This is a genomic window from Microbacterium yannicii (genome assembly GCF_024055635.1).
GTDB classification, from domain to species: domain Bacteria; phylum Actinomycetota; class Actinomycetes; order Actinomycetales; family Microbacteriaceae; genus Microbacterium; species Microbacterium yannicii.
The window spans coordinates 108724-121578 of sequence record NZ_JAMXMB010000027.1; the positions used below are offsets into that span (position 1 = coordinate 108724).

Sequence of the window (12855 nt, forward strand, 5' to 3'; positions counted from 1 at the left end):
ATGCCGCGACGCGGCGCGGTGCGGCATCCCTCAGTCGATACTCTGGCTTCCGTGAGCCAACGGGACGATGCGCGCAGACAGGATCGCGCGCGTGCGCAGGAGCACGACGAGGCTCGCGATCAGGCGGATGCCGCGCAGCGTGAAGAGGAGTCGCTCCGGGCTCGCTGGGAGGCGACGCAGGAGAACCTGCGCGAGCGGTTCGATCAGCCCCTCAGCAGAGCGACCGCGCTGACGCAGCGCACGATGGCGTGGTTCCCGGTGCGGGTGTGGCGTCATTTCCTCCAGCACAACGGCTTCCTGCTCGCCGCGGGAGTCAGCTATCAGGCGCTCTTCGCGACCTTCGCGGCCATCTACGTCGCCTTCGCGATCGCAGGGCTCTGGCTCGGCGGCAGCTCGGATGCCATCGAAGCGCTCATCAGGCTCATCAACAGCTACATCCCCGGCCTGATCAGCGACGAGGGGCTGTTCACCCAGCAGCAGGTGACCGAGGTGGCGACGAGCAATGCCGGCGTCCTCGGCGTCACGGGCATCATCGCGCTCGGCACACTGATCTGGACGGCCATCGGGTTCGTGACGTTCAGCCGACGCGCGGTGCGCGACATCTTCGGGCTCCCGCCGGATCTGCGCAGCTACTTCTATCTGAAGGCGCGGGATCTCATCGGCGCCGGACTGTTCGCGCTTGCTCTGGTGGTCGGCTTCGCCGCGCAGACGCTCGGCACCTGGGCGTTGAACTGGCTGTTCGCCGTGCTGGGATGGAAGAACGCGTCGGGCTGGGTCGGGGTCACCACGAGCATCGGAACGGTGGCGATCTCCTTCGTCATCTTCAGCGCCGCGCTCGGGGGACTCATCCGCTTCCTCACCGGGACCAAGCTGCCCTGGCGCCGGATCTGGCCGGGCGCCCTCCTCGGCGGCGGCGCCATCACCGTGCTCCAGCTGTTCACGGGGTGGCTCTTCGTCTACACGCCGACGAACGCCCTGCTCGCGACGTTCGCGATCTTCGTCGGCCTGCTGCTGTGGTTCCGCATCATCGGCATCATCATGCTGGTGGCCGCGGCGTGGATCGCCGTCTCGGCGAAGGACGAGGAGATCCCCCTGTTGCCGCAGACCGAGGCCGAGCGGCTCGCCGCCGAGCACGCCGCTCTGCTCGTGGCGGCACGCGTGCGGCTGCGCACGGCACAGGGGGCGCGCGACACGGCTCCCTGGTACCGGCAGTGGGCGGCCGACCGCGCGGTGCGGGAAGCGGAGCAGGAACTCGCCCAGGTGGAAGCGGCCACCCCTGCTGCTCCGACGAAGAAGCCGGGCAGCCTCTTCGAATGAGTGTCGGCGGCGGCGGATAGTCTTGCCGTCGTGTCTCGCCGTGTTCGCATCGCCTCTGTCAACGTCAACGGAATCCGTGCCGCCACTCGCAAGGGCATGAACGACTGGCTCGATGCCGCCGACATCGACGTTCTGGCCCTGCAGGAGGTGCGGGCGACCGAGGACGAGCTGCGCGCGGCCCTCCCCGGCTGGGAGATCGTCAACGACGAGGCGCTGTCCAAGGGCCGTGCCGGCGTAGCGGTGGCGAGCCGCATCCCCTCGATCGAGGTGCGGCGCGTTCTCGGGCCGGCCGCCGACGACGCCGCCGAGGTGCTCGACAGCGCCGGCCGCTGGATCGAGGCGGACTTCGACATCGACGGCGAGCGGCTCATCGTGGTGAGCGCGTACGTGCACACCGGCGAGGCCGAGACGCCCAAGCAGGACGCGAAGTGGGCGTTCCTGGACGCGATGGAGAAGCGGATGCCGCAGCTCAAGGCCGCGTCGCCGCTCGCGCTCGTGATGGGCGACCTGAACGTCGGTCACCGCGAACTGGACATCCGCAACTGGAAGGGCAACGTCAAGAAGGCCGGCTTCCTCCCCCGCGAGCGTGCGTACTTCGACCGCTTCTTCGGCGAGGAGGGCGCAGACGTCACCGGGACCGACGGCTCGCATGGCACCGGCCTCGGCTGGGTCGACATCGGACGCCGCTTCCACGGCGACGTCGACGGCCCGTACACCTGGTGGTCGATGCGCGGGCGCGCCTTCGACAACGACGCCGGATGGCGGATCGACTACCACCTCGCGACGCCCGAGCTCGGCTCCCGCGTCGTCGACTACCGCGTCGTGCGCGCCCCCTCCTGGGACACCCGGTGGAGCGACCACTCCCCCGTCGTCGCCGACTACACGATCGGTCACTGAGCCGGTCGACCCGGGGCGCGCCTGCTCGACGGGGGGTCGGCGCTGGGCGCGCACGCGGACGGCGGATGGGCGCGGCTGTCCCGCTGCGGCGCAGGCCGCGGCATCCGCTTTATAGACTTGCCGGATGAGCAAACCGCGCCTGTACTCCGGCATGCAGCCCTCCGCCGACTCGCTCCAGATCGGCAACTACATCGGGGCGCTCATGCAGTGGCGCGACCTGCAGGAGTCCTACGAGGCGTTCTTCTCGGTCGTGGACCTGCACGCGATGACTGTCGCGCAGGATCCGGAGCATCTGCGCGAGAAGACGCGCCGCACCGCCGCGCAGTACATCGCGGCGGGAATCGAGCCCTCTCGGTCGACGCTCTACGTGCAGTCGCACGTGCCGGCGCACGCCGAGCTCGCGTGGATCCTCTCGACGATCACGGGCTTCGGCGAGGCCGGCCGCATGACGCAGTTCAAGGACAAGTCGCAGCGCTACGGCTCGGAGGCGACGTCGGTCGGACTCTTCACCTATCCCGTGCTGATGGCAGCCGACATCCTGCTGTACCAGACCGACATCGTGCCGGTCGGTGACGACCAGAAGCAGCACGTCGAGCTCACCCGCGACCTCGCGGAGCGCTTCAACAGCCGTTTCGGCCAGACGTTCACGGTGCCCATGCCGGTCATCCAGCAGGAGACCGCCCGCATCTACGACCTGCAGAATCCCACCTCGAAGATGTCGAAGTCGTCCGAGTCCGACGCCGGCACCCTGTGGATGCTCGACGATCCGGCGGTGTCGGCGAAGAAGGTCATGCGCGCCGTCACCGACTCGGAAGGGTCGGTGCGGTACGACCGCGAGGCGAAGCCCGGCGTGTCGAACCTGCTCGTGATCTACGCCGCCCTCACCGGTCGCCAGATCCCGGCGATCGAGGACGAGTACGCCGGTCGCGGCTACGGCGACTTCAAGAAGGGCCTCGCCGAGGTCGTGGTGAACGAGTTCGGCCCGGTGCGCCAGCGGGCGCTCGAGCTGCTCGCCGATCCCGCCGAACTCGACCGCGTGCTCGCCGCGAACGCGGCGAGGGCTGAGTCCGTCGCCAACCGCACTCTCGACGACGTGTACGACAGGGTCGGCCTCCTGCGCCGCTCCCGCTGAACCAGGACGGATGCCGCGGCCCCGCGCCGCGGCATCCTCCTCACCGGCGCAGGCGGACCACCGTAGGGTGGGCGGGTGGAACCCACGATTCTCCGCACCCGTCGGCTGGAGCTGTCCCTGCCGGTGGAGGCCGATGTCGACGCGATCTACGAAGCGTGCCAGGACGCCGAGACGCAGCGATACACGACAGTGCCGTCTCCCTACGAGCGGACCCACGCCGAGGAGTTCGTGCCCCGTACCGACGCCGACTGGGAGAGCGGCGCGCACGTCACGTGGGCGATGCGCGAAGGGCCGGTGCTCGCGGGCATGATCGGGCTCTACCGCCTCGACGGGCGCGGTGCGGGCGAGCTCGGCTACTGGGTGTCGCCGTGGTCGCGTCGGCGTGGACTGCTCACCGAAGCGGCGCGGGCCGTCCTCGACTGGGGCTTCGCCGCCGACGGGCCGGGGCTGCAGCGCATCGAATGGCGGGCTGTCGTCGGCAACGTGGGCTCCGCCCGCGCCGCTCGCACCCTGGGCTTCCGCTACGAGGGCACCCTGCGCCAGGCGCTCGTCGGCGCGCAGGGGCGCGACGACGGCTGGATCGCCGGCCTGCTCGCCACCGATGACCGCACTCCTCAGCCCTGGCCCGTGCTCGACTGACACCCGGTCCGTACCGGCCCGGGTGTCGCCGCTGCATGGCAGGATGAGCGCATGCCCGAGATGCCCGAGGTGCAGGGGCTCGTCGACTTCCTCCGCGAGCGGCTCACCGGCGTGCGCATCACGCGCGCCACCGTCGCCAACATCGCCGCGCTGAAGACGTACGACCCGCCGATCGAGTCGCTGGCGGATGCCGAGATCACCGGTGCGACCCGCCACGGCAAGTTCATCGACCTGTCGACGACCGGCCCGCACCTGGTGTTCCACCTCGCGAAAGCCGGGTGGCTGCGCTGGTACGACGAGCTGCCGAAGACCGTCATCCGGCCGGGCAAGACGCCGATCGCATTGCGGGTGGCGCTGTCGGACGGCGCCGGATTCGACCTCACCGAAGCCGGCACCAAGAAGTCGCTCGCGGTGTATGTCGTGCGCGAGACCGACGACGTTCCCGGGATCGCCCGCCTCGGCCCCGACCCGCTCGATCCGTCGTTCACACGCGACACGCTGGCGGGCCTGCTGGTGAGCCGACGCACGCAGATCAAGGGCGTCCTGCGCGACCAGGCGACGATCGCCGGGGTCGGCAACGCCTACTCGGACGAGATCCTGCATGCGGCGAAGATGTCGCCGTACGCCCTCGCCACCTCGCTCACCGACGACGACGTGACGCGACTCTTCGACGCGATGACCGAGACCTTGACGGATGCCGTCGCCGAGGCATCCGGCAAACCACCTGCCGAGCTCAAGGACGCGAAACGTCGCGGCATGCAGGTGCACGGGCGTCGCGGTGAGAAGTGCCCCGTCTGCGGGGACGAGGTGCGCAGCGTGTTCTTCGCCGACAACTCGCTCGAGTACTGCCCGACCTGCCAGACGGGCGGCAAGATCCTCGCCGACAGGCGGCTGTCCCGTCTGTTGAAGTAGGACTCAGTCGCCGGTCGTGTCCATGAGGATGCGCGCGTCGTCGTCGACCCAGTCGAGCGACTTCGAGACGGCCTTGCGCCACTGCCGGTAGCGCCGCTCGCGCTCGTCCTCCGGCATCCGGGGCTCGAAGCGCACGTCCTCCTGCCAGTGCGCCCGCAGCTCGTCGAGCCCGCCCCACACGCCGGTCGCCAGCCCCGCCGCGTAGGCGGCGCCGAGGGCCGTCGTCTCGACGACCTTCGGGCGGACGACCGGGATGCCGAGGATGTCGGCCTGGAACTGCATGAGCAGGTCGTCGCGCGTCATGCCGCCGTCGACGCGCAGTTCGTCCAACGCGCGGTCAGTGTCCGCTACGACAGCCTCGATCACGTCTCTGGTCTGGAACGCCGTCGACTCGAGCGCGGCGCGGGCGATGTGCGCCTTGTTCACGTAGCGCGTGAGCCCCACCAGCGCGCCTCTCGCGTCGGGGCGCCAGTACGGCGCGAACAGGCCCGAGAATGCAGGCACGAAGTAGGCGCCGCCGTTGTCGTCGACGCTGGCGGCCAGCGTCTCGACGTCCTCCGACCGATGGATGATGCCGAGGTTGTCGCGCAGCCACTGCACCAGCGACCCGGTCACGGCGATCGAGCCCTCGAGCGCGTAGCGGGCGGGCTCGTCGCCGATGCGGTAGCCCACCGTCGTGATGAGGCCGCTGCCCGACCGCACGATCTCGGTCCCGGTGTTCACGAGGAGGAAGTTGCCGGTGCCGTAGGTGTTCTTCGACTCCCCCGCGTCGAACGCCGCCTGCCCGAACGTCGCCGCCTGCTGGTCGCCGAGGATCCCGGCGATCGGCACCCCATCGAGCACCGACGGCAGCTGCGAGTGCCCCATGACCTCTGACGAGGAGCGGATGGCGGGCATCATGGCCCGCGGGATGCGCCAGGCCGCGAGGAGCTCGTCGGACCAGTCCAGCGTCCGCAGATCCATCAGCAGCGTGCGCGACGCGTTGGTCACGTCGGTGACGTGGATCCCGCCGCGTGCGCCGCCCGTGAGATTCCACACCACCCAGGTGTCGGGGGTGCCGAACAACAGCTCGCCGGCCTCGGCCGCCGCGCGTGCGCCGGGGACGTGGTCGAGGATCCATTCGACTTTCGACGCCGAGAAGTACGTCGCCAGCGGCAGTCCCGTCGTATCGGCGAACCGGTCGGACCCGCCGGCCTTCGTCATCTCGTCGATGCGTGGCTGGGTGCGCGTGTCCTGCCAGACGAGCGCGTTGTGCACCGGGCGGCCGGTGCGCTTCTCCCACACGATCGCCGTCTCGCGCTGGTTGGTGACGCCGATGCCGGCCACGTCCGCGGCACTGATCCCCGCGCGCGACAGGCACGAGGCGATCACCCATTCGGTGTTCGTCCAGATCTCCACCGGGTCGTGCTCGACCCGTCCCGCCCGCGGGAAGATCTGTTCGTGCTCGCGCTGCGACACGGCCACGACAGCCCCTGCGGCGTCGAAGACGATCGCACGCGTCGACGTCGTGCCCTGATCGATGGACAGCACGTGGTCCGCCACGTCGTCTCCTTCCTCGGCGGGCGGCGTCGCCCGCAGTGGTCGCGCCCGGGGCGCGGCGTGCGGTCAGGCTATCGCGCCGAGGCCGGAGACCACGTCGGATCGGCGGCGTGGACCCGGTCGAGCCCGCGGATGGCCTCCGCCGCCGAACGCTCGGCATCCCAGCCGAGCACCGGCGCGATCGCGTCGGCCACCTCGGCTGCCGCCTCCGCGGTCGCCGCACCGGTGAACGCGATGCTGGTGCGCCGCAGCAGGATGTCGTCCAGATGCACCACATCCTCCGTCGCCGCGAGGTGCCGCAGCTCGCCCGAGCTGTAGCCGGCGAGCGAGCGCAGCGGCGCGTCCTCGGCATCGACGGCGATGGCGTCGACCACGGACTCCGCCACCGTGCCGTAGCGGTCCAGCAGCGTCGCGACGCGAACGGCCGGCAGATCGACGGCGTGCGTCGCGATCCACTGCTGGCGGGCGCGCTCGGTGGTGGGGTACCCGCGGCCGCCGCCGATCGGCACGCCCCTGGTAGAGCTGCGGCGAGGCAGCGCCAGCAGCGCCAGCGCGCGGTCCGCCAGGTGCTCGGCGGAGGCTCGGAACGTCGTCCACTTGCCGCCGACGAGGCTGAGCACCGTGGCACTCGCGCGGTGCGAGGAACCGGTCGCCGCGTCTGCCCCGCCGAGCGGCGCCGTCTCCGCGCGGTAGTCGCGGGAGACGAATCCCGGCGAGACATCCCCGTGTCCCGGGAGCGGCCGCACTCCGGCGAAGCGATAGACGATCTGCGAGCGGTCGACGGGGATCTCGGGGAGCACCTGATCGATGAGCTCGATGAAGTAGTCGACCTCGGCCTCGGTGCACACGATGGGGTCGGCCATGTGGTGCTCGAGATCGGTGGTGCCGACGAGGACCCGGCCCTTGAGGGGGTAGATGAGCACGATCCGGCCGTCCTCGTTCTCGAAGAACAGCTCGCGTCCGCCCGTCGCCGCGAGCAGTGCCGGGTGGTCGAGCACGACGTGCGAGCCCTTGGTGCCGCCCATGTACCGGGTCGGATCCCCCAGCGCCGAATTGGTCTGGTCGGTCCATGGGCCGCTGGCGTTGATGATGACGGATGCCGCGAATCGCGTCTTCTCGCCTGTCACGGCGTCGCGCAGCACCACGCGGCCGTCCTCGACGCCGACCGCGGCGGTGTAGTTCGCCGCGCGGGCGCGGTCGCCGCCGGCTGCGCGACCGTCGCGCAGCACGTCGATGGCGAGGCGCTCCGGGTCGTGGAGCGAGGCATCCCAGTAGGTGGCGGTGTACTTCACGTCCGGGTTCAGCGCCGGCAGCTGCGCGAGCGATCGCCGTCGTCCGTGGAAGGTGTGACGCGGCACGGTCGCGGTTCCGAAGAGACCGCCGCCGCGCGAGAACGAGTCGTAGATCACGAGCCCGATCTTGATGAGGGCCGCGCCCCGCTCCCGGTGCTTCCCGCCACCGTGACGCAGGAAGCGCAGCGGAGCGGAGAGCACTCCCGAGAACGTCGAGAAGATGGGGATCGTCGTCTGGAGCGGCCGCACGTAGTGCGGGGCGGTCTTCAGCAGCCCGTTGCGCTCGGTGACCGCCTCCTGCACGAGACGGAACTCGCCGTTCTCGAGGTAGCGGATACCGCCGTGGATCATGTGCGACGACGCGGCGGACGCGCCGCTGATGAAGTCGTCGCGCTCCACCAGGGCGACGTCGACGCCCTGCAGCGCGAGATCGCGGAAGGTCGCGAGACCGTTGATGCCACCGCCGATGATCAGCACGTCCGCGTACGGACGCGCCCTCAGCTCTTCGTATCTGCGCATCGACCCCACCGTGCTCATCCCCTCGCTGTCCCTCCCAGGCTACGTCGGCGCGAGGACATCGGACGCGCGACGCCCGGGCTCAACCCCCTCCGCGAGCTTCATGCACCGACATGGAATGTCTGGGCGGATGCCGCGTTGACTACACTCAGAGCATCAACGTGCTCCGGGGTCGGTGAGAATCCGAACCGGCGGTGACAGTCCGCGAGCCAAGGCTTCAGCATCCGACTCGGATGACGCCCTGGCCGATCCGGTGGAAATCCGGAACCGACGGTGATGCGACGAGGTTCCTTCGGGAACGTGGTCGCTAGTCCGGATGGGAGGCAGCACACAGCGACGCCGCGCGCGTCGCCGCTTCCCCTGCCCGGAGCGTCGAGACCGACGACACTCTGCGGCACAGGATCAGGGAGCGGAATGGCGAGCACAGCCGAACACGACGCGATGCGTCGGGCGCTGGCGAACGCGCTGCGCGGTCCGCGCGGAGTGAACCCGCAGGTGGGCGCCGTGCTCCTCAGCCCGGGCGGCGAGATCATCGCGGAGGGCTGGCACCGCGGAGCCGGCACGCCGCACGCCGAGGTCGACGCCCTGTCGCAGCTCGCCCCGGGCGCCGCGCGCGGTGCGACGGCGGTCGTGACTCTCGAGCCCTGCAATCACACCGGCCGCACGGGTCCCTGCTCCGAGGCGCTCATCGCCGCGGGGGTGAGCCGTGTCGTCTACGCGATCGCCGATCCCGGCGACCACTCCTCCGGCGGCGCCACGCGGCTGCGTGCGGCCGGGGTCGAGGTCGAGGCCGGCCTCCTCGCCGACGAGGCGACCGCGCTCCTCGATTCCTGGCTCACCGTCCAGCGACTGGGTCGCCCGCACGTCACCGTCAAGTGGGCACAGAGCCTCGATGGCCGCGCCGCGGCATCCGACGGCACGAGCCAGTGGATCACCGGCTCCGCTGCCCGCGCCGACGTCCACCGCCGCCGCGCGGAGGCCGACGCGATCGTCGCCGGCACGGGCACCGTCCTGGCCGACGACCCGGCGCTCACGGCGCGCGCGGACGACGGATCGCTCCTGCCGCACCAGCCGCTGCCGGTCGTCCTCGGCACGCGGCCGGTGCCCGACGAGGCGGCGCTGCGACGGCACCCGCGGGAGTTCCTCCAGTATCCAGGCAACCGCTCGGCGGGCGGCCTCGCCGCGGCATTGGACGACCTGCGTCGACGCGGCGTGCAGCGGGTGTTCGTCGAGGGCGGGCCCGCCGTCGCGGCCTCGTTCGTGCGGGAGCAGCTCGCCGACGAGCTGCTCGTGTACGTCGCACCCGTCCTGCTGGGCGGCGACCGTCTGGCGTTGGACGACATCGGCGTCACGACCATCGGCGACGCGAAGCGCCTGGCCGTGGCATCCGTCACCCCACTCGGCGACGATCTGCTGCTCGTCGCCCATCCCACGACCCCTCCCGCCGCCGTTCACGCGGCGCACCGGGCAGGCGGGCACGTGGGCCGCTCATCGTCGGAAGGAGACGAGTGATGTTCACCGGAATCATCGAAGAGGTCGGCGAGGTCACGGCTGTGGAGCCGTCGGGCGACGGCGTGCGCCTGACCGTGCGCGGACCGAAGGCCGTGTCGGATGCCGGCCACGGCGACTCCATCTCGGTCAGCGGCGTGTGCCTCACCGTCGTCGGGCAGGGGCCCGACTGGTTCACGGCCGACGTCATGAAGCAGACCCTCGACATGTCGACCCTCGAAGGCGTGGCAGCTGGCCGCGCCGTGAACCTCGAGCGCGCGACCGCCGCCCACGGTCGCCTGGGCGGACACATCGTGCAGGGCCACATCGACGGCACCGGCACGGTGCTCGAAGTGCGCCCCGGCGCCGAGTGGCAGGTGCTGCGGATCTCGCTTCCGCCGGAGCTGGCACCCCTCGTCGTCGACAAGGGCTCGATCGCGGTCGACGGCGTCTCGCTCACCGTCAGCGCGGCGAGCCCGGCCCCCGCATCCACGGTCGCTGCGGCTGCCGAAGCGTGGTTCGAGGTGTCCCTGATCCCCGAGACGCTCGCCGCCACCACGCTGGGCGCCCGGGTGCCGGGCGAGCGCGTCAACCTCGAGACCGACATCCTTGCGCGCCACGTGCAGCGCTTGCTCTCCTTCGCGGCTCCGGCCGCACCAGCGGCTCCGGTCGCACCCGAACTCCCCGCGGACGCGTCCGCATCCACGGAAGGAGGCTCGAAGTGAGCCTTGCCACCATCCCCGAGGCCCTCGCGGCGCTGCGCGCCGGCCGGCCGGTCATCGTCGCCGACGATGAGAATCGCGAGAACGAGGGCGACGTCATCCTGTCGGCTCAGCTCGCCACCCCCGAGTGGGTCGCCTGGACCGTCCGCTGGACCAGCGGGTTCCTGTGCGCGCCGATGCCCACGGACTGGGCGGACCGGCTGGATCTGCCGCCGATGGTCGAGATCAACGAAGACGCGCGGGGCACCGCCTACACGGTCAGCGTCGATGCGGCGGACAAGGTCTCCACCGGCATCAGCGCCACCGACCGCGCGCACACGCTGAACGTGCTCGCCGACCCCGAGTCGAAGCCGACGAGCGTGATCCGTCCCGGCCACATCCTGCCGCTGCGCGCCGTCGACGGTGGCGTCCGCGAGCGCGCCGGCCACACCGAGGCCGCCGTCGAGCTGATGAAGCTCGCCGAGCTGGCGCCGGTCGGAGTTATCGGCGAGGTCGTCGCCGACGACGGCAGCATGATGCGACTGCCGGCGCTCCAGGAGCTCGGTGCGGAGTATGACATCCCGGTCATCACGATCGAGCTGCTCACGGCGTACCTCGACGAGCACGACCCCTGCGACCCCGCGACCCGCAACGCCCACAAGCGCCGCGTCAGCCTGCGTGCCGAAGCCAACGTGCCGACCTCGCACGGTGCGTTCCGGTTCCTGGCGTACAAGGACCGGGTCACCGGCACCGACCACCTCGCGGTCGTGTCGGGCGAGCTCGGCGACGCGCCGCTGGTGCGCGTGCACTCGGAGTGCCTGACCGGCGAGGCCTTCGGGTCGCTGAAGTGCGAGTGCGGCCCGCAGCTGGAGGCCGCGCTGGATGCCATCGAGCAGGACGGCGGCGTGGTCATCTACATGCGCGGTCACGAGGGCCGCGGCATCGGGCTCATCAACAAGCTGCGCGCCTATTCGCTGCAGGAACGGGGCCTCGACACGGTGGACGCCAACCTGGCGCTCGGCCTGCCGGCCGATGCACGGGACTACGCGGCAGCCGCCGGCATCCTCTCGGATCTGGGCATCGAGCGGGTGCGCCTGCTCACCAACAACACCGACAAGGTCAATCAGCTGCGGGAACTCGGGCTCGACATCGTCGAGCAGGTGCCGCTGCTGGTCGGCGTCGGGCCGAACAACCACCAGTACCTGGCGACGAAGCGCGACCGCATGGGCCACCTGATCGCGGAGGCCGACCTCGCCGACGCGATCGCGAACATGCACGAAGGAGCAGAACGATGAGCGTCAAGGGCGCACCCGAGGCCACGGGCACGGTCGACGGCACGGGACTCGACGTCGTCGTGGTCGCGGGCACCTGGCACGAGACGATCACCGACGGCCTCATCGCCGGCGCCGAGCGCGCCGTCAAGGCCGCCGGGGCCTCGCACCGCATCGTGCGGGTGCCCGGGTCGTTCGAGCTGCCCGTGGTGGCAAAGGCGGCGCTGGATGCCGGGGCCGACGCGGTCGTGGCGCTGGGCGTCATCATCCGCGGCGGCACGCCGCACTTCGAGTTCGTCTCCAATGCGGCGACGGACGGGCTCACGCGCGTCGCGCTCGACACCGGGAAGCCGGTCGGGTTCGGAGTGCTGACGCTCGACGACGAAGCGCAGGGCATCGCGCGTGCGGGACTTCCGGGGTCGGTCGAAGACAAGGGCCACGAAGCCGCCGACGCCGCGATCCGCACGGCCCTCGTGCTGCGCGAACTGCGCGCCTGACGCGGGTCGGTCGTTGAGCGAGCGAAGCGAGACGAAACGCCTCGGACGTTTCGTCTCGCTCGCGCCTTGCTCGCTCAACGACGGGGGCCCTGGTGATCGGCGAACCTTCAGCTAGACTGATGGCATGGAAATCCTTCGCCACGTCGTCGTGCTCGTCCATCTCGTCGGCTTCGCCGTGCTGTTCGGCGCCTGGGTGGTGGAGGCGGTCAACGGCAAGCGACGCTTCACCCGGGTCATGGACTGGGGTCTCGCGATCGCCGCGGTCGCCGGGCTCATCCTCGCTGCGCCGTGGGGCATCGAGTACGAGTTGAACTACGTCAAGCTCGGCGTGAAGCTCGTGATCCTTCTCGCGATCGGCGCCCTGCTCGGCATCGGCCGCGGTCGCCAGCGTAAGACCGGGTCGCTCCCGCCGGCGATGTTCTGGGCTGTCGGAGTGCTGACCCTGACGAACGCGGCGATCGCCGTGATCTGGCGCTGACACACCCCGAAGAAGTGCGAACGGATGCCGCGGCCCCGGGCCGCGGCATCCGCTTTCCGCATCCGGGCCTCCGTCCGCGACCGCGGGAGTAGGCTGGTTCTTCGTGCCGGGCGACACCGTCCGCACTCACGGTGATCCAGTGCAGTGCCGCCTGACGCGTCACCCTGCGTCTCGCG

Annotated in this window: 12 protein-coding genes and 1 riboswitch; of the genes, 10 read left to right on the forward strand and 2 right to left on the reverse strand. The window is 70.8% G+C overall.

The annotated features are described in order from the left end of the window. Positions 1-51 precede the first annotated feature (51 nt). From NCG93_RS11445 to NCG93_RS11465, 5 genes are all read left to right on the forward strand, one after another. Positions 52-1317 (forward strand): YihY/virulence factor BrkB family protein, encoded by a 1266-nt coding sequence (locus NCG93_RS11445; RefSeq protein ID WP_252787524.1) that lies wholly within the window; start codon positions 52-54, stop codon positions 1315-1317. Between the two features lie 30 nt (positions 1318-1347). Next, positions 1348-2214 (forward strand): exodeoxyribonuclease III, encoded by an 867-nt coding sequence (locus NCG93_RS11450; RefSeq protein WP_194414174.1) that lies wholly within the window; start codon positions 1348-1350, stop codon positions 2212-2214. 124 nt (positions 2215-2338) lie between these two features. Further along, on the forward strand, positions 2339-3346 hold the full coding sequence (gene trpS, locus NCG93_RS11455; RefSeq protein WP_194414175.1) for a tryptophan--tRNA ligase: 1008 nt from the start codon (positions 2339-2341) through the stop codon (positions 3344-3346). 75 nt (positions 3347-3421) lie between these two features. Further along, positions 3422-3985, forward strand: coding sequence for a GNAT family N-acetyltransferase (locus tag NCG93_RS11460; RefSeq protein ID WP_194414176.1), 564 nt, complete (start codon positions 3422-3424; stop codon positions 3983-3985). 51 nt (positions 3986-4036) lie between these two features. Further along, a complete protein-coding gene (locus NCG93_RS11465; RefSeq protein ID WP_194414177.1) occupies positions 4037-4897 on the forward strand; it encodes an Fpg/Nei family DNA glycosylase in 861 nt (286 codons plus the stop codon). A gap of 3 nt (positions 4898-4900) precedes the next feature. Here the strand turns inward: NCG93_RS11465 and glpK are convergent, their stop codons facing one another. Both glpK and NCG93_RS11475 read right to left on the reverse strand, forming a co-directional pair. Beyond that, on the reverse strand, positions 4901-6439 hold the full coding sequence (gene glpK / locus NCG93_RS11470) for a glycerol kinase GlpK (protein ID WP_194414178.1): 1539 nt from the start codon (positions 6437-6439) through the stop codon (positions 4901-4903). Positions 6440-6507: 68 nt separating this feature from the next. Further along, positions 6508-8247, reverse strand: coding sequence for a glycerol-3-phosphate dehydrogenase/oxidase (locus tag NCG93_RS11475; protein ID WP_241741849.1), 1740 nt, complete (start codon positions 8245-8247; stop codon positions 6508-6510). 156 nt (positions 8248-8403) lie between these two features. Further along, positions 8404-8576, forward strand: a riboswitch (FMN riboswitch). A gap of 82 nt (positions 8577-8658) precedes the next feature. Here NCG93_RS11475 and ribD point away from each other — a divergent pair. The 5 genes from ribD to NCG93_RS11500 all read left to right on the forward strand — a co-directional run bounded on the left by ribD (position 8659) and on the right by NCG93_RS11500 (position 12679). Further along, entirely contained in the window at positions 8659-9756 is a 1098-nt protein-coding gene (ribD, locus tag NCG93_RS11480; RefSeq protein ID WP_194414180.1) for a bifunctional diaminohydroxyphosphoribosylaminopyrimidine deaminase/5-amino-6-(5-phosphoribosylamino)uracil reductase RibD, read from the forward strand. Then, a complete protein-coding gene (locus tag NCG93_RS11485; protein WP_194414181.1) occupies positions 9756-10457 on the forward strand; it encodes a riboflavin synthase in 702 nt (233 codons plus the stop codon). The genes ribD and NCG93_RS11485 overlap by 1 nt, the downstream gene beginning before the upstream one ends. Further along, complete coding sequence (gene ribA / locus NCG93_RS11490; RefSeq protein ID WP_194414182.1) at positions 10454-11728, forward strand: GTP cyclohydrolase II; 1275 nt, start codon at positions 10454-10456, stop codon at positions 11726-11728. Before NCG93_RS11485 ends, ribA begins: the two co-directional genes overlap by 4 nt. Continuing rightward, positions 11725-12201, forward strand: coding sequence for a 6,7-dimethyl-8-ribityllumazine synthase (gene ribH, locus NCG93_RS11495; protein WP_194414183.1), 477 nt, complete (start codon positions 11725-11727; stop codon positions 12199-12201). The genes ribA and ribH overlap by 4 nt, the downstream gene beginning before the upstream one ends. 124 nt (positions 12202-12325) lie before the next feature. Further along, the gene (locus NCG93_RS11500) at positions 12326-12679 is read left to right on the forward strand and encodes a Fe-S protein (protein ID WP_194414184.1); all 354 of its coding nucleotides are present in this window, start codon (positions 12326-12328) and stop codon (positions 12677-12679) included. Positions 12680-12855 lie beyond the last annotated feature (176 nt).

What these genes read in the sequence shown, in the direction of transcription:
- trpS (WP_194414175.1), top strand. Translation starts at nt 2,339, where the DNA reads ATGAGCAAACCGCGCCTGTACTCCGGCATGCAGCCCTCCGCCGACTCG.
- NCG93_RS11465 (WP_194414177.1), top strand. Translation starts at nt 4,037, where the DNA reads ATGCCCGAGATGCCCGAGGTGCAGGGGCTCGTCGACTTCCTCCGCGAG.
- NCG93_RS11475 (WP_241741849.1), bottom strand. Translation starts at nt 8,247, where the DNA reads ATGCGCAGATACGAAGAGCTGAGGGCGCGTCCGTACGCGGACGTGCTG.
- ribD (WP_194414180.1), top strand. Translation starts at nt 8,659, where the DNA reads ATGGCGAGCACAGCCGAACACGACGCGATGCGTCGGGCGCTGGCGAAC.
- NCG93_RS11485 (WP_194414181.1), top strand. Translation starts at nt 9,756, where the DNA reads ATGTTCACCGGAATCATCGAAGAGGTCGGCGAGGTCACGGCTGTGGAG.
- ribH (WP_194414183.1), top strand. Translation starts at nt 11,725, where the DNA reads ATGAGCGTCAAGGGCGCACCCGAGGCCACGGGCACGGTCGACGGCACG.
- NCG93_RS11500 (WP_194414184.1), top strand. Translation starts at nt 12,326, where the DNA reads ATGGAAATCCTTCGCCACGTCGTCGTGCTCGTCCATCTCGTCGGCTTC.